Raw genomic sequence first — 21,338 nt, 5'->3', positions numbered from 1 at the left:
ATAGTAATTTTAATTTGAACAGCTACAATTAAACCTTAATAATAACTACTAAAAATTGAAATAATTTTAAACTGTATGTTACAATAAATTCGTACTTTAGTTTATTAGTTGCCTTTATTCGACTTAATAATGTTCTGAAATCTCTTTTATAATTATCTGATTAATGAATTAAAGTATAGCGCTAATCGTCAAGGACGGTTGGCGCTTTTTAAATTTTTTTAATAAAATGGTTGCAATCTAAAAAAAAGGTGTTATTATTATAAACATATTAATAAAAAATTAGATTTTAATTAAGTAGATTCTTGCCTGGGAGTCAGGAAGTCGGTGGTTGCTGCGAACCGATCAGGGTAATGAATACGAAATACATTAAAGCATAATCTAAATGGATAATAACTAGACCCATTATTAATCTAGTGAGATAACACGTTGAACGTGTTAAGCTGGGTGGTACCGCGGTCGTCCACATCGTCCCAATTACATTTATTTGTAATTGGGACTTTTTATTTTCAAGGAGGGATTTCTAATGCTAAATAATAATAATTGCGGTGGCGTTGTTCGATATCAAAACCAATTCTTTAATTGCAAATTAAATCAGCGAATATTAATCAAAGAGAGGATTCTACATTATGAATAATAAAAAACCAGAACTAAAATTAACTGAAAGCATCATTATTTTAATTGGTATTCTTGCCCTAATGGCAATTGGCATCATTGGATTACATATTTCACCAGAGGTCCCGATCCTATTTGGGATCATGCTCCTAATTTTTTGGGCTAAGTGGCGTGGATTCAGCTGGGATCAAATCAACGATAGCTTTATTGTTGGTATTAAATCAGGAATCTTGCCCCTGTTCATTTTCTTGTTGATCGGGTCATTGATCGGGGTCTGGATCGCTACTGGAATTATCCCCACTTTAATGGTATACGGATTTAAACTAATCAACGTCCAATGGTTCTTACCATCAGTATTTGTGATTTGTGGGACCATGGGTGCTGTGATCGGAAGTGCATTCACCGTTTGTTCTACCCTAGGAATTGCATTCATGGGAATCGGTTTAACGCTCGGCGTTGATCCAGCAATGACCGCTGGAGCCATTCTTTCCGGTGCTGTTTTCGGTGATAAAGCATCCCCACTCTCCGTTTCCACTAACGTTGCAGCATCAGTAGTCCACGCTAATTTAATCGACCATATTAAAAATCTAATGTGGTCAACTATTCCAGCCAGCATCGTTGCCTTCATCCTTTACACCTTTTTAGGTCAACACTCAGGACACGCTAACTTTACAAGCGTGGACCAAACGATTAGCGTCTTACAACACCACTTCTTGATTTCACCAATCTCTTTAATCCCAGTATTTCTGTTATTCATCTGTGCATGGATCAAGATTCCAACGATTCCCACCCTTTTCATCAACCTATTAGTGTCTGGGATTATGGGCTTAATTCGGATGCCTAGCTTGAACCTCGTCAAAATCAATAATGTGATTCAAAGCGGTTTCGTATCCCAAACCGGTGATAAAAGAGTTGATATGTTACTTACCCGTGGTGGAATTGCTGGGATGATGGGAACCGTTGCATTAATCTTCGTAGCCCTTTCAATTGGTGGATTACTAATCAACTTAGGCATCATTAAGGCCATCATGGTTCCATTGACCAGCCATTTAAACTCTACTGCCTCATTGATCATTTCTGTCATCATTACCTGTTTTGGGGTCAACTTCTTCATTGGTGAACAATTCTTATCATTGATCCTGCCTGGTGAATCATTCAGTAAGGCATTTAAAAAGCACAATTTAGCCCCAATCGCATTAAGTCGGGCGCTAGAAGATGGTGGAACCGCCCTTACCTACTTAATTCCATGGGGGGTTGCCGGTAGTTTCGTTACCGCCACATTAGGGGTTCCGACAATGGCTTACATCCCATTCGTATTCTTAAGTTTATTCTCCCCAGTATTCTCGATTCTCAGTGCATTGACTGGTTTCAAAATCAAGCACATTCATGAACCAAAAGAAAATAATAAAGCTGTAACTGAATAATCATCAAAAATAGCCTGAACGTGAAGTCAAATTCACGTTCAGGCTATTTTATTTTTATTCCATACTAGCAACGGTATCATCGAACCGTGTCTTAATGTAATTAGCAGATGCCTTGAGCTTTTCTTTTTCCTCATCGGTAAGGTTAAGCTTATCTTGTTCAACAACCCCATCACGACCAATGACCGCTGGATATGAAAGATAGGTTTGGTATTCCTCATTCCAATTCGAGACTGGCAGTTCTGCACGCGCGTCGCTTAGAATGACCTTTGCCAACTTAACCGCAGCAGATGCGATCCCATAGTTAGTGTACTTTTTACCATGATAAACGGTATAGCCACCAGCTCGTGCTACTTCATCTAGATCTGCTAAGTCAACATTGCGTTCACTTGCTACTTCAGCGACTGGTCGCCCTAATGCCTTAACGGTCGACCAAGCGGTAAATTGAGAATTACCATGCTCTCCAAGGTTATACCCACCAACAGAACGAGGATCAATCTTTAATTCACCAGAAACTGCCCGTCGCATTCGTGAAGAATCTAACAGGGTCCCGGTCCCGATCACGCGATGTTTAGGAAAGCCCGTAAACTTCTGATACATCATCGTGATAACATCACACGGGTTGGTAATATCAATTAAAACCCCCTTAAAACCAGAGGATTTGAGTTTTTCACTGACGTCTCGCACCGCATTCTTGGTAAATGGTAATTCAATAAAGCGATCGTGTTCCTTATTATCTTTTTGTAATGAAATTTTACCAACTGCGGAAATGACGACATCAGCATCCTTTAATGCCGAATAGTCATTCACCGTAATGTTAGTATGTTCAGGTAAATTAGACATTGCATCTTGAAAATCGGTCGCATCTGCATTGACCTTATCTTCATTCGTATCGATCAAGACTAACTCATCGGTAACCCCATCCACTACGATATGATGAGCAACCGCTGCACCAACGTGACCCATTCCAATAACTCCAACTTTTCTTGTCATATGTATCCATCCCCTTAGATTAGTTATGTTCATTTTTAACAATGATTTTAGTATAGCACACTATCACATCATTTCAACATTAAATTCTAATCTAATTTTAATTAAACGAAGATGATACTCCTTAATAGCATTTTATTTTTTATCAGCATATCATAGTAATGTTCTATCATTTTACAGAGGTGAAATTAATAATGAATTCACAACGATCCGATGCATCACTAATTGCTATGTTTAAGTTCGTATTTGGCAAGGTTTTAAATAAACCCTGGCTGTTATTCCTAAACGTATTAGCATTGACTATTATTACCATATTGCAATTTGTAATGCCACAAATTGAGCAGTTCATAATCGATAAAGTCATCCCCAACCAAAACTTTCAATCATTACTGATAGTAATTGGCTTACTGATCTTAACAGCAATCGTGTTAGGAATCTTCAATTACGTTTCAACATACTTTATGAGCATCATGAGTCAAAATGCAATCACGGATTTAAGAAATCAACTCTATCAACACTTGTTAAAAATGGACACACGTTTTTTTGAATCCAGTAAAACGGGTGACTTAATGACAAGGCTAACTAGTGACATCAATAATTTGCAAAGCTTAATTTCTGCAAATATGCTGAGCATTGTGGGAAATATGTTTACGCTTATCGGGGTGCTAGCGTTAATTTTTTATATCAACTGGCAAATGGCACTAGCGGTTAGCTTAACATTCCCGTTAATGTTTATCGTCTACCGCGTCTTTCGGAAAAGAATTCGGAACGCCTTCCATCGAGCGCGGTATTCACAGGCATTGATGTCAAATCAAATGCAGCAAACATTGACCGAAATTGATTTGATCAAAAGTTTTACCAACGAGGAACTTGAAGCCAAACGATTCGACCAGTTGGCACAAAATAACCGCAAAGACTTAATTGACGCTGGACGGAATCAAGCGATCTTCAACCCGTTGATTGATGGAATCAATTATACTGGAGTCGCAATCATCCTATTGCTGGGGGCTTACTTTATCATCAAGGGCCATTTAACGATCGGGGCTTTAGTGGCCTACATTAGTTATGTTGCAATGGTCCAAAGCCCGATTCAATCATTCACACGCTTGTTGAACCAACTCCAACAAGCCTTGGTTTCATACGGGCGAATTAAAACGATTTTAGATGAAACCCCAAAGGTGATCAATTGCAAACATCCCTGTCAGTTCCCAAAAATTAAAAATGGGATTAAGATTGAACACGTTTCATTTACCTACCAAGCTAATGATCAACAAAAGCAAAGCCGCCCCATTATTGACGATGTGAGCATCATGGTCCCATACGGTAAGACAACAGCAATCGTCGGGGCTTCTGGATCTGGTAAAACTACGCTCACCAGATTGATCGATCGTTTCTATGACCTAGATCGAGGAAATATTTATTTTGACAACGTCCCAATTGCAGAAATCGACTTAAAATCACTGCGTTCCAACATCGCCATCGTTTCCCAAGATATTTTCATTATCGATGGTAGCATCAAGGACAATGTTTTATACGGACGTGAAAACGCCACCGACGAAGAAATCTGGCAAGTTTTGCAATTAGCAGACTTAGCAACATTCGTTCAGCAACTGCCTAATGATATCAACACCCAAGTTGGTGAACGTGGGGTTAAGTTATCTGGCGGCCAAAAGCAACGTATCTCAATCGCACGGGCTCTGTTAAAAGATGCCCCCATCATTATTTTAGACGAAGCCACCGCCAGTTTGGATAATGAATCCGAAAAGGCCATTCAACACGCATTGGATAATCTTTTAAAGTCCAAAACGTCAATCGTAATTGCCCATCGACTATCAACGATCCATAATGCAGATCAGATTATTGTAATGAGTAATGGCAAAGTCGTTGAACGCGGTACCCACGATTCATTGATGAAACAAAATGGTCAATATGCCGAACTGTATAATGCTCAATTTGAATAAAAAATCAGGACCGCTTCGTTTATTAAGCGAAGCGGTCCTGATTTATTTTTAAACCGGTGAAATCCAAAGGTTTAACCAAAATACAACGATTGTTAACATTTCAAATTCTAACGCAAAACGGTACCAATCACGGCTATTAAATTTAAACGTGCCAATTAAGTTCAGCAATGCCATGATCACTGCCAACCACTGGCTAATTGAAAGTGCAAGGTTCATTAAGTCATCGAACGGCCCTTCGTTCGAAACCAGGCTAATCCCAACCATTGAAAGCAAAATAAAAATCATCGCAATCCAGTTCAAAGTTTTCCAGAAATTTGATTGATTTTCATGACCTGTTAATTGTTGATTAGAGTTAACGTTTAACAACCAACCAATCCCAACGAACAAAAGGGATAAAACAATGATTAGCATGAAATCAGAGATTGGGGTTGGAGGAATTTCAGGAATATTACCATGGGTCAAACTTGCTGGTAGAACCGTTCTTAAAAAGAGAACGACTAACCAGCAGGCAAAAAAGCTAATGATTCCATCCAATAGGTATTGGGCAGTAATTTTTAATTTGATAATCACCATTCCATTCTGTGTAATGTCATCTTAACTATTGTATACCAATTGAGGCAGATTAGAAAAGCGCTATATTTATAACTTCGGTAGCCGATACTCATAAATATCGTGCCATTCACCATCTAAGACAATCGTAGGGATCCCACGAACTCCAGCAGCTGATAGCTCCCTTGTTGTTTGTTGGGTCTCTTTACTAGTATTATGCTTGCTAACCCCATATTCTAATTCTAAATATTTTGGAACTTGGTCTATAGAGTAACGTTTAAAATGATTTTGATTCTGTACTAAGCGTTGAACGAACGCAAAGGCCGCTTGCGGATGAGCAAAGTCAACGTATTCGTGGGCCACATTGCCAATTCTTAAAGCCGCCTTATCCTTGGTCCAAAATTTAATGTGCAGACTTAATCTGCCTCCAGCGATTGCAGCTTCAATGTTTTTAGCATTGCGGCTCCACCACTTTTTGCAGTAACGACAACTCAGATTCATGACAACCGTCAATTGATGGGGAGCATCATTCTCCCCTAAATTCAAAGTGTCTTGACTATCAATTGGAATTGCTGACATTGAGATTCCCCCTATTCTTCTGCAACCGTAAATCGCGTCGTGTGATGGGCTGGTTTTTCAATTTCATCAATAACTGCTTTAGCTAGTGTTGAATATGAGATCTGCGACTTGCCATCTTTGTTCCGCAACACATGGTTATCACCTAATTGATACTTCGTAGTCGGCCCCTCATATACGTCAATCGCTGGGGAAATTCCTAACCAGTTCACATTTTTAATGTCACGTAAAAACAGATATTCATTTAACTGCTCTCTGAATAGTGGTAAATACGGCCTCATCATTGGCACATTACGCAAATCCTGCATTAATAGATGTTCATAGCGATGCCCCGTCAATAGACTGTTCGCCCCTAACATAAATATCAACTTAGGCGCGTGCGTTTCGCGAAACATTGCCACTAACTTGGTAGCTAGATCCACTTGTAAGTAGGCCTGGTCTGGCTTCGGCAAATAGGCATCCACGATTACGTCAAATTGTTCCAATTGCTCTTTAATCAACTCCATCGGATTTCCAGCAATCAGTGGCGTTGTTTGACCAAATAATGCAATTGCCTTGTCCGCATCCTCATCAATGGCGGTCATTTGATTTCCAGTCATCACGCCTTGGCGCATAATTTGATTACCAGTTAGAGTTGTCGCACCGATTACTGCAATTTTCATTTTCATTTCTCCCCGTTCAATTAATATAGTTACTATTTTAATGATATCGTTGGTGATGGCAATTAAATTGAATTTATATAATTTATAATATATAACAAATTATTTATAATTAAAGAGAAGTTAGTTTCCACAATAAAAGAGTGTGCTCACTGAATAAGCACACTCCCTAATAATGGATCATCGTTAATCCATATCAATTAATATTTTTGTCCCCGTTCATAAGAATTATTATAAGGTTTAAAGTCATGATCATGTAATTGATAAGCAGCATCGCTTAGCCAATTTGTGTTGCGTATCAAGGCCCGCCCTTCTAAAATCAAGTCTGCCTGTTGATTTTGTAAGATGTATTCACATAGGCCTGGATTATCCAATAACCCCACCGTAGCAACAGGAATTGAAACGGCGTGCTTCAATTCTGTTGCAAATGGAGTTTGATAGCCATCGTGAACTGGGATGTTAGGAGCCTTATTGAGTAACCCTCCTGTTGAGGCATCGATTAGATTAACCCCATCTGCTTCTAGCCATTTGGCAACCCGTTTCCAATCTTCAATTGAGTTTTGAACTCCCGAATCATCGTAGTCAGTCAATGATAATCGAATCCACAGTGAGCCGCTAAACCGAGCCCGAACCGCAGTAATAATTTCATGAACTAATCGGTAGCGGTTTTCCAATGAACCACCATATTGATCCGTGCGTTGGTTAGTTAACGCAGATAAAAACTGATCTAATAAATAACCATGAGCACCATGAATTTCAATCACATCAACTCCAGCCCGCTTAGCACGTTCAGCAGCACGCACGAATGCATCCTTAACTTCAATAATTTCAGAATCAGTTAATTCATGGGGAACCGAATATGAATCGCTAAATGGAATTGCACTGGGTGCTGACACAATTTCAGCATCCTCAGCTTTTCTACCAGCGTGGTTCAGTTGCACCCCCACCTTGGTTCCAAAAGAATGAAGCATCTTAACTAACGCACTTAATTTATCGGCTTGGGCATCATTCCAAAGCCCCAAATCATTATCAGAAATTCGACCATCAGGTTGCACAGCGGTGGACTCAGTAATTATCAGCCCTACCTTTGACAACGCTCTGGCCCCATAATGAGCAAAATGAAACGGCTCTAAAATGCCATCTTTATTACGTACTTCATACATGCACATGGGTGACATCACGACTCTGTTATTAAGTTCCAAGTTCGCAATTTTTACTGGAGAAAGCAATAAACTCATTTATATCAGTCCCTTCTTTACTTACTAAAGTATAGCAAAAACACAAGGGACATACCATTATTTACAACGGTATCAAATATAGATATAAATGTTATAATTAATCTGAACATATGTTAAGTAATCATTTACAAGTTTTAACTACAAAAGTGGAAAGTTGGGATAAGCGATGAAAGAAAACGATCTAGATGCTTCAAACCTAGTTTCAGAATTCTTGGATAAACATTTATACATTACGAACGAATTCTACGAATTAATGAATACCTGCTTTATCAATTATAAGGGTTATGAAATTATTAGAAATGACATGGAAGATAAGTTCGATAGGATCGATGTCAAATTATTCTTCAAGGATCCTACTAAGGATGTCCAACAAACAATATACATTGATGAAAAATCAGCCATTTTTTATCCTAATCCATCCAAGTATGGTGAATTAAGGACCTTTGCTTTTGAATTAACAAATAACTCGGAGGATTCTTATGGACCATTGTTCGATCCTCAATCCAACGTTTCTGGATTATATTTAATTAATTGGATCACGTTAAAAAAAGAAAAGAGTTCCAGTGATTGGTGGAACCACCCTAATGAAAATAAGATCGTTAAAATTCATTCATTCTTATTAGGTAAGTTTGATGTTAAAAAATTAATTGAAGATGAATGTAAAAAGAATTACCCCGAAACTAGTTATAATAATTTTGAAGATATCATCGACTACTTCAAAGAAGATAGTAAGGATAAAAGAGTTGATTTAGTGGGCGATTACAATAGTGATAGGGAGAATTCTATCTCAATTATTAATCCTAGAATTGACGGAACTTCAATTCTTATTGGGACTGACATTTTAAGAAAAATTTCACTGGCTGAAATTACTTCTTATGAAGATCAGCCACCTAAATGCTTTTTTTTGAAGGCATAACCGATTATGAAATTACAACTAATTTTACCTCTGGAACTAGTTAGTAAGCTTGATTTGGATAATTTCAATATCGAAAGATCATTAACGGCAAAAGAGCAAGATTCCAAGAATGGGCAAACAATTAAAGTCATTGCCTCAGATGTAGATGAGGCAAATGACATTGCATGCGAAATCATCCCTGATTTAATGTCATTGAGCCCTGATTATCAGTACCATGATTTTTATACGATGCTAAACGTTTGGATGGATGAATTCGTTGAAGATTGCGAAATCTATTTCCAAAGTGATGTGGAGGAATTCATTGATGGTGATAAAGATGAGCAAGCTTTCTACCACTACATGGATTCCCTTGGGTTGATAGATGGTGATCTTACAGAGTTCATCAATACAAAAATAACGCCATTAGGGGCTAGTTTAAAATTTATAAGTTAATCCAATCTAATTAAAGAAAAAATGCCAGCGATTATTTCACTGGCATTTTTTATGGTCTCAAGAACAACAAGTTAGCGAACCTGCTACTTTGCTACTTTTTGCAGAACAAATTTTTCATCATTTAAGACAAAGTAAAATGGATCTGATGGATCATCTGGATGGTTAGATTTTAAATCTAATAGTTTTTCACTTTTAATTTCTTCATCACTATGGTTAACGCGTAACTGCTTAATATACTCATCCACTGGAACGCTTTTAATATCGTTATGGTCATAGTAAAGATTTCTAACCTCACTCGCATCATTATTTTCTAGCAAGTATTTGATCAAAGCAATTTGCGATAAATCAGTAACGATTGGCACAAAATTAGTATAGTATTCGGTTTCCTCATATGTATCAGTAAAGTTACGATAGGTTATCTTCAAGGCTAGGTTATTTTCAACTAATTCTGAACTCTTAATTGTATAGGCATTGCTTACAAAGGCCTGTTGGAGTGCATACTTATTAACTAGGGAGCTAGCATCAAAGTCATATGGCTTCGCTAGCGAAATCCCGTAATAATCTGGTTGGGTATTATGATAATTATATACATCATACGGACCGATAAATAGATAGATAACCTCTGTCAGATCCATATCGATTTTTTTAGCATTTAATTCAGATTGTAGCTGCTTTAAGTTCCCAACATGGTTACTTGAAGAATGGTCACTAAAGGATAATTGGTAAATGTTGCCATCTGACATTTTGATCACAAAATAACAACTATTCGTGCTTTCTGACTTTTTAGAATTAATAATCTTTTCAATCTTGATCTCTTTACCTAACATTACTGATATTACTTTTTCCATATCTGTCATAAAATGAAATCTCCTTAAATAAAATTTATCAAGTAACAAAAATGACACAATGTTACCGAACTAATTTGATGAAACTTAATCAAAGTATATTACTTTAAAAACTAGCAATCAATAACTTTTTGTTGCTATTCATTGAAGTATCTGAGCTAGCTTTTTCTCAAACAATGGTGCTAATAAGTGGTTGCCCTTAATCGTCGGATGCAAAAAATCATCATTTAGATAATTATTTTGTAAGTTGTTCATCTTCCGATTCAAGTCCTTGTCATTATACAAGTCTAAAATTGTGAACTTCCACTTCTTCTGTAATTCATAAACCGAATTAACTAGTTGTGCATACTCAGGATGCTGTTCGTTAACACAAGTATAAACTAAAACAGGACAGTCCCAGTAATCGTTAACGTATCTCAAAATAAATTCGATTGCCCCAATCGTAGTATCAGTATCAAATGCACTGTAGTCATAAGTCAATGCAGTTTGACCCAGCGGCTTATTTGAAGATTCATCATTAGTTGATAACTGCAAGACAAAGGCATCTAACGAATCGTTTATTGAAATATTATTCACTAACCGCTTATGATAAGTCAGATTGGATGAACCAGCTAGTGTAGTTCCAGAAATAGCCTCTTTAACTGGAACGATGCCATCATTACTAGCTAAAATATCAACAAATGAAATATGATGGGACTTAAAGCCCTTCGTCACCGATGACCCCAGAAAGGCAATCCGCTTCCCCTTTAAGACGCCAGCACCCTGGGCTTTACTAAATTGCATATAATCGGGATCACCTAAAATGTGCTTGCGAGTAAATGGATTACTAGTAATTTCATCACTGATCAAATTCATCATTCCACTTAATTTTACGTTCAAAGCTAATCACTTCCTAATTGTTACTGATTATACACTTTGCAAAATAAAATATATAAAAAACCGTCTTATATTAAAATAATAATAAAAATTAAAAACGTTTAACAGTGGTTTCCCAATATAATATATAATAAAAACATATTTATGAATTAGCAATGGGAGGAATTTGCATGAAAGACGTGCTCAAAATATTAAAAGAAGCTACTGATGCCATTCACTATTTAGGAACAGCTGAAGGTAAAAAGTTCACAGATGACTTAAACATAAAATACTTCGCTGTGTTGAACCATCGCATCGCTAAATTAAGTGATGAAATTGAACTTTCAAAGGTTAATATTGCGAATGATTTTGCTAAAAGAGCACAAATCGTAGATGAACAACCCTTAACTTCGAATCAGGTTAAAATGATGTTAGCGCTTGAAGAAAAGGTAAAGGTCAAGCAGCACTCTTACAGTAATTACGATTTCAAGGAAATTACGCTTGATTTAATGATTCACTTGCAAAATAACATCGACACCTTTAAAAAAATCGTTCAATATGAAAAAGAAAATGGCCTCTCTGAGTACTTTCCCACCCATAATAAAAAAATGATCATCGAATTAAAGAAGCTATACAAGATATTATCTAAACACCAAAAAGACTATTACTATTATAGCGATGCTTTTAATGAGAACATTAGTTTCATTAAAAAGACCGACTTACCCGTTGACCTATAAATTAAAAAAGAAGTCACCATCAACGATGGGACTTCTTTATTTATTATTAATTCTTTTTATGATTGGGGGATGGGGAACCTTTTTTGCCATTCATATGATTCACAGACCCATTTGTTGACTGGACATTGGCTTTCAATTCATTGATCTTATGAACTAAAAGACCAATTTGATTTTCCTTTTTAACTAGCATGTAAATTAGTGAATCTTGTGACAAGTTCACCTTATCTTTAATCAGCACATCGCGCATTTGATTAACCTCTTCTTCACGTTCTGCTTCAATCGATTCGTGAAAATTATCATCATAGTCTTTTTCTACTTGGTACTGCGTAATGTAGCATTCAACATCATAAGCGCTAATCAACTTATACTTATGTTTAAATTTATCATTATCATTTGCAATGCTAACTGATTCGATCTCATCAGTTGGTTTCCCAACGATCTTTTTAATCAAGTTATACTTGCTAGATTGAGACTTCAATGAAACTTTAATGTCATTATTAATGGCGGCTCTAACAGTAGCATCCACCGTAAAGTAAATTTCCTTGTGATTGGAATTAGAACTAGTGGCGACCACCACTCCATACTTCCGATCTTTAACCCAATTATATTCTACCATTTTACATTCAGCTCCTTTAAATCCTTTTGTAACAGGCGATTCCATCGTTACTGTAAATATTAGAGAATGAATCGAAAACTATCTCAATGAATGATAACATTATTAATGTTATCCTAAATAAGGTTAATAGTCACTAAATAATAATTGCTAATTTTTCAAGGGAGCTGACTGTGTAATGATTAAAAAAATTCATAAATTATTGTATCCAGTAATCCACTTATTTAGAAAAATGGGGTTATTAAATACCATCGCTTTCATTAATGGCTTGTTCGTCTCAGCAGTGCTTTACTTGCTGTTGAGCCTATACGCTTTAAAGCATTGGCCATTGCCAACGTGGTACGTTTGGACATTCTACGGCGTATGGATGCTAAGTTGTGTTGTTTCGACCTATGATATAGCATGTAAAAAGTTCCTAGATGATTAGTTTTTAGTAGTATTAACTCAAAAAAGACATCAATTGATCCTAAAATGGATGGTTGATGTCTTTTTTGCTGTAGTGTGGTGGAAATGAGATTATTGACAACAATTTATAAATTAAATTGATGGTTGAAATTTGATTTATTTATTCTTTGCTCAGTCCATTGTTACTTATTGATTTATCAAACGAAACGCGATTCCAATAATAACAAAATTTAGTTGTCCAAGAATTTAACCCTATAAAATCAGAAGCCGTCTGATGTTATTTCAATACTGCTCCTATGATAATAATATAGACCATTTTTATGGCATGTCCTTTAGCGCGTACCATAATGAATGAACTCTAATTCACTATAATTATATAATCTTAATGTATCATTTGAAATTATATATATACTTAACTTAATTTTATAAAATATTTAAGCTAGATGCTATAATTAAAAATAATAATAGATAGTCACAAAAACTGATACATAAACGTTTATATAAATGCATACCCTGGGAGATGTTTACCATGAAATTTAAAAATAAACTTGTAAGCTTGATGACGGTGTTGATCACATTCTTTACCGTTAATACCGTCACGAAAACCGTCCACGCTGACCCCAATCCATTAGCCGGGGCTGACCCAAGGGTCGTCAACCAAATTTTGAACAATTTTAGTGTCAACATGCCGAACCGCTATTTACTTTATGATCCCAATCCATATATGGCAAATGCCAATTATAAAAAAGGCACCAAAGTGATTTATAATTTTACCAATACCAGTTTACAATTCAGCCAACTTTCGACAAATGAAACTGATACCCAATATGGCACGAGAAAAATTAAAAATCAAGCAACCGGAACCATCGTTAAAAAAACCATGAGTGATTGGGGAATCATGTATTACCAAGTTAAATTCAACTATCCTAAAAAAACGTATTGGGTACTAGCCGCCGATTTACATCTACCAAAGAATCCCAATAAACATAACACCACGGTCACTGATGCGGATAATCAAAATGTTGGGCTCAACTATGTCAACTACATTCGTGATCAACATGGGTTACAACCCTTAACATGGAACGACCATCTCTATACCTTAGCCCTGGAACGAAATCAACAACTGATCAAAACTAGATCAATATCACATTATGCTGCTGATGGTAGTCTTCAAGTTGACGATTTAATTAAACAACATGGCTGGGATGACGATGGTGTTGGTGAAAATATTCAAAACACATATTCATCAGATACACCAACTGATACCATGATCAACATGGTCAACGAATTCACGTACAACGATGCCGTTGGTGAAAAATGGGCCCACCGTAGAAACATCTTAAGTACAATCGCTACCCAAATGGCCATGGCAACCACTTATAACGACGGAAAGTATTACCAAACCATGTTATTCGAAGAATAGTAACAAACAAAAGCATTGATTATTCTTTGCTTTTCATACATAAATATTTTAATCGAAATGATGAATAAGAATTACGATACCAAAAAATCCTTAATCAATGCGATGAAAACATGGATTAAGGATTACAATAATAATAGATTAAAAGAAAAACTAGGATACCAATTACCAAATCAATATTTGGGATTGATATCCTAGCAAAAAGTATTAGTATAACCGATTGGGATCAGATCATTCGCTTTTTATTTTTTATAAAATTTACATTAATATAAATGAATACTATTTATCCAATTGTGAAATTCCGTCTCCTAAAGCGCTGAATAATTGTCTAATGTTTGACCATTGATTCACAACATCAGGATCTTCATTAGTTTGAGATCCATCAGAGCCTTGGCTGACCTTTTGGCTTCCAGATACAAATGTAGCTTTAATAGTAGTCAGCTTATCAAAATCAGAGTGTGATAATTTACTCTTCAAACGATTGGCAAATCTTAGATAAATTGAATTAGCAACATTTTCTATAGCTTTCATGTTACTAGAGGACATCATAACATCATCATTTGAACTAACTAAATCACTTGCATCCACATTAGTACCCATATCAGTAGCAATATTATTTAATGATGATCCAATGCCGCTATAAGATAATGAATATCTAGGGGAAGCAACAACATAATTATCATTATTAGATCCTGGAATAATATCGCTACTAAATTCAGAACCAACTTGATTATTATAAAATTTAATATCATCATTTAGCTGATTAGCAGTAACATTAACCTTTTGCTGATTAGCTTTAGATTTAAAAATAGTCTTGGTATTTTTAGTCTTCTTCTTACTTTTTTTAATATTTTTCTTCAATACCTTAACATGAATGTTTTTAGCATTTGTAACAGCTGAATGAGATACCAAAACTGGTGCAACTAGAATCAATGCTAAAAATAAAGTTAAAAGTTTTTTTGAATTAATCATTATGTAATCTCCTTATAAAAAAATATTATACGCCAAGCAAAAATATTATACATTAAGGAAATATAAAAATCAATATTTAATTCTGCTCCCATCGATGAAATTTAGGACAAAATTTTTTAATCCGATATAATTATTATTAAAAGGAGCTTTTTATTATGCCAAAATCATATTCAAAAGAATTCAGAGATTCAATTATTTCACTATCAAAGCAAGGCCACAGTATTAAATCATTAGCTAAAGAATACGATGTTTCAGCTAACACGATCAGTCGTTGGTTGAAACAGAGTTCCACTATTAATGTTGATGACAAACAAATTTCTTATGAAAAGTATGTTCAAATGGAAAAGAAATTAGCTCAAGCTCAGGAGAAATTAGAAATTTTAAAACGAGCTGCGGTGTTACTTGGGAAGCGTTAACAATCAAGAAAGCCTTAGGCTTTATCAAGGATAGTTTAGAACATGGACACCGCTTAGCTACCACTCTAAGGGCTTTTAAAATGCCTAAGAGCACCTACTACTATTGGGTAAATCATGAATCAACCGCTAGATATAATCAAAATGTTATTTTGAAACGGGCAATTTTGGTGGCATGGAAAAAGAGTCGATACGTTTATGGATACCCAAGAATTCACCAAGTCCTTTTGAACAAAGGAATTAAAGTAAGCTCTAGAACTGTTTGGAAGCTAATGCATTCCATGAATGTTCATTCAGTTATGAATAAAAAGTATCGTAAGCAAACCACGCATAACGATTATGAACAAAGATCCAATTTAGTTAAGAAAGATTGGTACACCGCATGGTGTGCAGATATAACTTATATTCCATTAACTAATCATAAATGGGTCTATTTAGCTAGTGTCTATAATCCCAATAACCATCAGGTTTTATCCCATCAAGTGGGCAATGAAATGACTGCTGAGTTAGTGACTAAAACGATGCAAAAAGCAGTTAAGAACGCTGATAAACCCGTTTTCTTACATAGTGATATGGGTAGTCAGTACACTATTGATCAATTCGAAAAATTATTAAATAAGTTGAATATTAAGCATTCTTACTCATTGAAGGGGCATCCTTACGATAATACCTATATTGAGAATTTTCATTCAATGCTGAAACGGAAACTTGTTTTTCAAACAAAGTTTGAAAGCATCGAGAAAGTAATCGCCAGTATTGATTGGTATGTAAGATGGTACAACAATGAAAGAATTAGCTTGGTAAAAACTACATAAAATTAATCCAAGTTATTGACACAGGAGCACACTAAAATTAAATACTAGTCATCCACTAACAAAAACACCATCAAGTCCATTGAACTTGGTGGTGTTTTAATTCATTGATCATACATTTACAACTGTTAATTATGATAGTTTGACTAATTATTTTTTGTATCGCTCCACTTTAGAGTAGTTGTATCTAGATAGATATAATCTGTATTGGAGTTTCCGCTCTTAATGAAATTTCCAGCAGCTTTGTATACTTCATAGAATTTATTATATTGAGCTACGTCAGATTGACCAGTAAAAGAAGGAAGATTTTTATTCATCGCTACTTTATGAATCCATGCATATTTATAAGCAGGATTATTATACATCTTGGGTTGAAGTTTATATTCCTCGCTATTAGAGGAACCTGAACTAAAAGCATCGTTAGCATTATAATTATAATAATTACTAATTACATTCCAATTCTTTTGGAACCATACTCCGAATGATGAGTACTTGGATTGCTTATCAGTTCCATCCATATTTAACTTAGCTTTTTTCGCTTTTTTTACTTTTTTAGTAGATTTATGTTTCTTAGTAGCCGCACTAGCTTGTTGGTAATTTTGTAAGGTTGTAACACCAGTACCTGCTAATAATGCACTTAATGAAAGTACTGTTAAGAATTTCTTAGCCTTCATAATTATCATCTCCGTATAATTTTGTATATATTACAGGAAACATAATAACATTTATTGTTTATTATATCTAGTTTCATGTAAGTTAATGTATCTTAAAACTTTATAGGCAATTAATTTAAATTTATAATATATTTAAGTGTTTTCGTAACGAAGGTTAGTTAAGTTTTTTTGATCAGTAGAACTTGTAGTAGGTTTTAGTCCCAAAATCTAGTTTGTCACTACCTTGACGTTGGTCTACGTAAATTATATTGTGAATATTTTTGAACTTTTTTTGAATTTCGGTTTTGGAATTAGATGGGTTAAGGTTTGCAGTGCTGTAGCCTTTGGCAGTGTATGATTTAGGATTCATACCATGAGTACGATACTTAGCGACCCAATTATTAGGACGGGTTTTAGTGAAAACCTTGTCAATGTCAATGTGGTAGTAATCATGGTATAGTTTTTTGATATTGATATATTTATTTTCACTACCGTATTTTCCACCGATTTTATTTAAATCGTTGTCGAATAGAAGTTTTAATTCTGGGTGAATATCGGTAATGGATTTTCCAACTTTAGCTGCGTAGTTGGTCCAACTTTTTGGTGGTAATTGACTAGATGAAATCTGTCCATTTTTTTGCATTTCTATTTTAATACCGTCGATGTATCCTTTGGATGTGAATCCACGTTGATATTTAAGCGTGTTTTGATTAAGATATTGAGGTTTAGTTTTCCAAATAGGCATTTGGCTAAGAGGTGCGTTAGGATTGGCTAAGTTACCAGTAGGGTTATCATCTTGTGTCCATTTAGGTGTTTTAAGATATGGGCTACCTAAGTAGTCAGCATGTGCAATGTTAGCAACATTGTTACCACTAAAGTTACTAAAGTTAGCAACAGTGACGAGACTGGCCGTCGCAACGGCCATTAGGACAGATTTCTTGAGAAAGTTTTTGATCGAGTTCATATTTGAACACTCCTTTATTATGTGGTGCTCTAACGGATATCCGTTAGTTTTTTTTGATTAATATTTAGTCGCGGTTCCAAAGTCTAGTTTGTTACTGGTGAATCTTTGGTCTTTGTAGACAATGTTGTGTAGATTCTTTAACTTGGAATCGAGGTTAGTAGGGTGATTAAATTTGTACATTTTATAAAGGTCGTTAGCAGTGTAGCCTTTGACCATGTAAGTTTTAGGATTAAGGCCATGTTTGAAGTATTTAGTGCGCCAGTTAGCGGGTCTGGTATACGTTAGGATTTTATCGATATTAACGTGATAGTAATCATGGTAAAGTTTCTTAATATTGACAAATTTGTTACTGTATTTGTATTGGTCAAATGTTCGATTGGTTAATAGTACAAATTCAGGATGAGTTTTGTAAAAGTCAAGATGCGTAGATTCATACTTTAGCCACGGGTCTAAAGTTCCAATATAGTTTCCACTTTGAATAGAGATAGCACCGTCATTTCCAACGGTTACTGGGATTCCTAGAAAATACATTTGTTTACTTGGGTTTCGGTTAAACGCACCACCATTGTTTTGAATTACTGGCATGGTGGATGGTGATGAGTTCTTATTGGCAAGGGTATATTTTACAAAATTATCACTGTCCCATGATTGACCTTCAGCGGTATTTAAATTCAGATTAGTGTTAAGTGAATATTCTTTTGCATTTGCAACGTTATTTCCGCTAATGCCAGCAACAGTGACGAGACTGGCCGTAGCAACGGCCATTAATACAGTTTTATTGAGAAAATTTTTGATCGAGTTCATACTTTAACACTCCTTTAGTATGTAGTGCCCTAACGGATATCCGTTAGGGTTTTTTTTAGTATTTAGTAGCGGTACTAAAATCATTCTTTGGTGACCATCGTCTTTGGTCTTTGTATGAAATGTTGTGTAAACTGTTAATTTTGTTTACAACTTGTTGTTTAGACCATCCTTCATGATCAAGACTACTTGCTGAGTATCCTTTAACCATGTATGATTTAGGACTAACGCCATGAGTGCGATACTTAGATTCCCAATTCTTTGGGCGGGTGTAAGTTAATAGTTTGTCAATATTAACATGGTAGTAGTCTTTGTATAATTTCTTAATGTTGTTGAATTGGTTTTTTGGATTATCGGTATATTTTGTAGGATATCTTGTGAAATCACCGTTGGTTACAAGGGCTAGTTCTGGGTGTGTGTATTTGAATCCACCTGATTTATAATTATATTTAAGCCAACTTGATGGAAATGATTGTTGTAGTGTTAATCTTCCGATTGTTTCTAGTCGAACTTTTAATCCATCTAAATAGAAATATTTGAATCCATTTCTAGCATATTTTTGATTTACACTACCAGGTGTCATATATTCAGGCTTTAATACAGCAATATTATTTCCGGTTTTGTCTTTACTTGCGATATTTGTGTATTGGTTTCCATATTTACCATTCGGATTAGTCCATGCATCATACTTAGCTGCATTCGCCACGTTATTTAAGTTAACAAAGTTAGCAACAGTGACGAGACTGGCCGTTGCAACGGCCATTAAGACAGTTTTCTTGAGAAAGTTTTTGATCGAGTTCATATTTGAACACTCCTTTAATATGTAGTACCGTTACAAATATTTGTAACGGGTTTTTTGTTTGATTAGTTGACGCTGTGGTATTCACTTTGATTCTGCTTTTTAACTTCTTGGTATGTTAATGCGCGACGATAAAATGTTTTGTTGCTAAAATCGTTATATTTTGAATTACCACGTTGGTCTTTTAGATAAACGTTGTGGACCTTGTGGTCGAATAGACTTTGAACGTAACCTTTTTGGGTTAAGGCTTTGACACGAACTTGGCGAATGACATCTGCGTTGTAGCCTTTAACCATGTATTTACTAGGATTCATACCTTTTTTGAAATACTTGTATTGATTTTTAGGCTTATTAACGGTTAGTAATTTGTTTAAGTTAACGTGGTATACTTGTTTGTACATAGATTCTACATTAACTAGCATCCCACCAGAGGAATATGCATTACGATATTTAGTTGGGACTGCATATGAAATTCCATCTCTTAGCATGTTGAATTCCGGATGATTTTTCCAGAATGATGGTTTTTCCATTGCCTTCATCCATTTTGAATTAGGATAAGGACTTAAGCTACCATCACTATCAAGGCTTACCGGAACGCCTTCAAAGTATAGTTTTTTATTGCTTTGTCTATAGTATGCGTTATTATTAATAGGATTTGTGACTTTGTAAACGGGCATGGTAGTAGGGGCTGCATTTTTGTTAATCCATGTGGAAAAACCAGATGTGTTTTCGTTGGTCCAGTCAGTAGTTAATGGATTTTCGGTTACCTTTGCATTTGCAACGTTGTTACTATTAAAGTTACCAAAGTTAGCAACAGTGACGAGACTGGCCGTTGCAACGGCCGTTAATACAGATTTCTTGAGAAATTTATTCATAATTATATGTACCAACTTTCTTCTTAATAATTTCTTAATTATAATTTTACCATATGTCTAATATATACCCAAATTAGATGTGATCATGTGATAATATCTAAAACGTTTTTATATCGCATCATTTTTTAGTGTGCATTTATTTTAGTACATTATAAATACTGAACTTAATTCGGTGTTTTATTTGTTAATACATTTGATTTAATGCTCATCTGGGACCCGCTTAACCCCTGGACCCCCTTACCTACGGGAAAAGCTCTGCTTCCCCCTTCGGTCAGTGTACCAGGGGTGCCCCAGATTGCTCCTTAAAATAGTCTATATTATTGATAAGACGCTATCGAGTATATCAAGATCGTTAAAATCGTTTTATGCAATTTTTTTGACAGCTAATATGTCTTATAGTATATTTAAAAATAAATAGTAGTATTAGTAGCACTTTATAGCTACTCGTAGCTCCGCTGCGTGAGAGGTCAAAGCAGCCTAACCATAAAATGTTTCGTGAATGGATTTGATCCATTCCGTAAGTGGTGGACTTATCGACGACAAATACACCACCATAAAATAAACTCTGTCGAGGCATTGCCAAACAAGTTCTGAACACTCGAACTTGGGAACTGATGAGGGTAGAATACGCAGTTCTATGGATTGAAACTAATTCGTATTGGCTGGTGAGTCTGAAGACCAGGTGAGGCTGGCAGACTTGTGAGCAACAAGCGTTTGCTTGTTCAGAGGACGTTCTTCCTAGTATTAGGGAGCAATATCGCAAAAAATCACTATAATACATAATACAAATAATAACATTGTAAAAAGTGGACGGGAGACA

General features: G+C 35.4%; 22 protein-coding genes. 8 read left to right on the top strand and 14 right to left on the bottom strand.

Translation table 11 applies throughout. The features are described from left to right. The first annotated feature begins 626 nt into the window (after window positions 1-626). On the top strand, window positions 627-2,036 hold the full coding sequence (locus ACSYTE_RS08550) for a Na+/H+ antiporter NhaC family protein (RefSeq protein ID WP_491717635.1): 1,410 nt from the start codon (window positions 627-629) through the stop codon (window positions 2,034-2,036). 54 nt (window positions 2,037-2,090) lie between these two features. Here ACSYTE_RS08550 and ACSYTE_RS08545 read toward each other — a convergent pair whose 3' ends face one another. Next, window positions 2,091-3,026, bottom strand: coding sequence for an L-lactate dehydrogenase (locus ACSYTE_RS08545; protein WP_491717634.1), 936 nt, complete (start codon window positions 3,024-3,026; stop codon window positions 2,091-2,093). 191 nt (window positions 3,027-3,217) lie between these two features. Between ACSYTE_RS08545 and ACSYTE_RS08540 the strand changes: the two genes are divergently transcribed. Further along, complete coding sequence (locus tag ACSYTE_RS08540) at window positions 3,218-4,984, top strand: ABC transporter ATP-binding protein (protein ID WP_491717633.1); 1,767 nt, start codon at window positions 3,218-3,220, stop codon at window positions 4,982-4,984. A gap of 48 nt (window positions 4,985-5,032) precedes the next feature. Here ACSYTE_RS08540 and ACSYTE_RS08535 read toward each other — a convergent pair whose 3' ends face one another. From ACSYTE_RS08535 to ACSYTE_RS08520, 4 genes are all read right to left on the bottom strand, one after another. After that, window positions 5,033-5,557, bottom strand: coding sequence for a hypothetical protein (locus tag ACSYTE_RS08535; protein WP_491717632.1), 525 nt, complete (start codon window positions 5,555-5,557; stop codon window positions 5,033-5,035). A gap of 66 nt (window positions 5,558-5,623) precedes the next feature. After that, the gene (locus tag ACSYTE_RS08530; RefSeq protein ID WP_491717631.1) at window positions 5,624-6,112 is read right to left on the bottom strand and encodes a thioredoxin domain-containing protein; all 489 of its coding nucleotides are present in this window, start codon (window positions 6,110-6,112) and stop codon (window positions 5,624-5,626) included. An 11-nt stretch (window positions 6,113-6,123) separates the two neighbouring features. Continuing rightward, window positions 6,124-6,771, bottom strand: a complete 648-nt coding sequence (locus ACSYTE_RS08525) for an NAD(P)-dependent oxidoreductase (protein ID WP_491717630.1) — start codon at window positions 6,769-6,771, stop codon at window positions 6,124-6,126. Window positions 6,772-6,968: 197 nt separating this feature from the next. Next, on the bottom strand, window positions 6,969-8,006 hold the full coding sequence (locus tag ACSYTE_RS08520) for an NADH:flavin oxidoreductase/NADH oxidase (RefSeq protein WP_491717629.1): 1,038 nt from the start codon (window positions 8,004-8,006) through the stop codon (window positions 6,969-6,971). A 166-nt stretch (window positions 8,007-8,172) separates the two neighbouring features. Here ACSYTE_RS08520 and ACSYTE_RS08515 point away from each other — a divergent pair, with 166 nt between their 5' ends. Both ACSYTE_RS08515 and ACSYTE_RS08510 read left to right on the top strand, forming a co-directional pair. After that, entirely contained in the window at window positions 8,173-8,922 is a 750-nt protein-coding gene (locus ACSYTE_RS08515) for a hypothetical protein (protein ID WP_491717628.1), read from the top strand. A 6-nt stretch (window positions 8,923-8,928) separates the two neighbouring features. Continuing rightward, window positions 8,929-9,354 (top strand): hypothetical protein, encoded by a 426-nt coding sequence (locus ACSYTE_RS08510; RefSeq protein ID WP_491717627.1) that lies wholly within the window; start codon window positions 8,929-8,931, stop codon window positions 9,352-9,354. Between the two features lie 83 nt (window positions 9,355-9,437). Here the strand turns inward: ACSYTE_RS08510 and ACSYTE_RS08505 are convergent, their stop codons facing one another. Continuing rightward, window positions 9,438-10,211 carry a hypothetical protein gene (locus tag ACSYTE_RS08505; protein ID WP_491717626.1) on the bottom strand — a complete coding sequence of 258 codons (774 nt, stop codon included), beginning with the start codon at window positions 10,209-10,211 and terminating at the stop codon, window positions 9,438-9,440. A 129-nt stretch (window positions 10,212-10,340) separates the two neighbouring features. Continuing rightward, window positions 10,341-11,078 carry an SGNH/GDSL hydrolase family protein gene (locus ACSYTE_RS08500; protein WP_491717625.1) on the bottom strand — a complete coding sequence of 246 codons (738 nt, stop codon included), beginning with the start codon at window positions 11,076-11,078 and terminating at the stop codon, window positions 10,341-10,343. A 167-nt stretch (window positions 11,079-11,245) separates the two neighbouring features. Here ACSYTE_RS08500 and ACSYTE_RS08495 point away from each other — a divergent pair, with 167 nt between their 5' ends. Then, the gene (locus ACSYTE_RS08495) at window positions 11,246-11,791 is read left to right on the top strand and encodes a hypothetical protein (protein WP_491717624.1); all 546 of its coding nucleotides are present in this window, start codon (window positions 11,246-11,248) and stop codon (window positions 11,789-11,791) included. A 46-nt stretch (window positions 11,792-11,837) separates the two neighbouring features. Here the strand turns inward: ACSYTE_RS08495 and ACSYTE_RS08490 are convergent, their stop codons facing one another. Then, window positions 11,838-12,407, bottom strand: coding sequence for a hypothetical protein (locus ACSYTE_RS08490; RefSeq protein WP_491717623.1), 570 nt, complete (start codon window positions 12,405-12,407; stop codon window positions 11,838-11,840). Window positions 12,408-13,338: 931 nt separating this feature from the next. Here ACSYTE_RS08490 and ACSYTE_RS08485 point away from each other — a divergent pair. Further along, complete coding sequence (locus ACSYTE_RS08485) at window positions 13,339-14,232, top strand: CAP domain-containing protein (protein ID WP_491717622.1); 894 nt, start codon at window positions 13,339-13,341, stop codon at window positions 14,230-14,232. Between the two features lie 276 nt (window positions 14,233-14,508). Here the strand turns inward: ACSYTE_RS08485 and ACSYTE_RS08480 are convergent, their stop codons facing one another. Then, entirely contained in the window at window positions 14,509-15,201 is a 693-nt protein-coding gene (locus ACSYTE_RS08480; protein ID WP_491717621.1) for a hypothetical protein, read from the bottom strand. A 155-nt stretch (window positions 15,202-15,356) separates the two neighbouring features. Here ACSYTE_RS08480 and ACSYTE_RS08475 point away from each other — a divergent pair, with 155 nt between their 5' ends. Both ACSYTE_RS08475 and ACSYTE_RS08470 read left to right on the top strand, forming a co-directional pair. After that, window positions 15,357-15,617 carry a transposase gene (locus tag ACSYTE_RS08475; protein WP_491717620.1) on the top strand — a complete coding sequence of 87 codons (261 nt, stop codon included), beginning with the start codon at window positions 15,357-15,359 and terminating at the stop codon, window positions 15,615-15,617. Next, complete coding sequence (locus ACSYTE_RS08470) at window positions 15,551-16,429, top strand: IS3 family transposase (protein WP_491717678.1); 879 nt, start codon at window positions 15,551-15,553, stop codon at window positions 16,427-16,429. The genes ACSYTE_RS08475 and ACSYTE_RS08470 overlap by 67 nt, the downstream gene beginning before the upstream one ends. A 143-nt stretch (window positions 16,430-16,572) precedes the next feature. Here the strand turns inward: ACSYTE_RS08470 and ACSYTE_RS08465 are convergent, their stop codons facing one another. From ACSYTE_RS08465 to ACSYTE_RS08445, 5 genes are all read right to left on the bottom strand, one after another. Continuing rightward, the gene (locus ACSYTE_RS08465; protein ID WP_491717619.1) at window positions 16,573-17,100 is read right to left on the bottom strand and encodes a hypothetical protein; all 528 of its coding nucleotides are present in this window, start codon (window positions 17,098-17,100) and stop codon (window positions 16,573-16,575) included. A 172-nt stretch (window positions 17,101-17,272) separates the two neighbouring features. Further along, window positions 17,273-18,043 carry a hypothetical protein gene (locus ACSYTE_RS08460; protein ID WP_491717618.1) on the bottom strand — a complete coding sequence of 257 codons (771 nt, stop codon included), beginning with the start codon at window positions 18,041-18,043 and terminating at the stop codon, window positions 17,273-17,275. A gap of 57 nt (window positions 18,044-18,100) precedes the next feature. Continuing rightward, complete coding sequence (locus ACSYTE_RS08455; RefSeq protein ID WP_491717617.1) at window positions 18,101-18,847, bottom strand: hypothetical protein; 747 nt, start codon at window positions 18,845-18,847, stop codon at window positions 18,101-18,103. A gap of 55 nt (window positions 18,848-18,902) precedes the next feature. Beyond that, window positions 18,903-19,646 carry a hypothetical protein gene (locus ACSYTE_RS08450; RefSeq protein WP_491717616.1) on the bottom strand — a complete coding sequence of 248 codons (744 nt, stop codon included), beginning with the start codon at window positions 19,644-19,646 and terminating at the stop codon, window positions 18,903-18,905. A gap of 62 nt (window positions 19,647-19,708) precedes the next feature. After that, window positions 19,709-20,518, bottom strand: coding sequence for a hypothetical protein (locus tag ACSYTE_RS08445; protein ID WP_491717615.1), 810 nt, complete (start codon window positions 20,516-20,518; stop codon window positions 19,709-19,711). Between the last annotated feature and the right edge of the window lie 820 nt (window positions 20,519-21,338).

It is taken from the genome of Nicoliella sp. ESL1120 (genome assembly GCF_058508515.1).
This window is presented reverse-complemented; position numbering and strand designations above follow the sequence as displayed.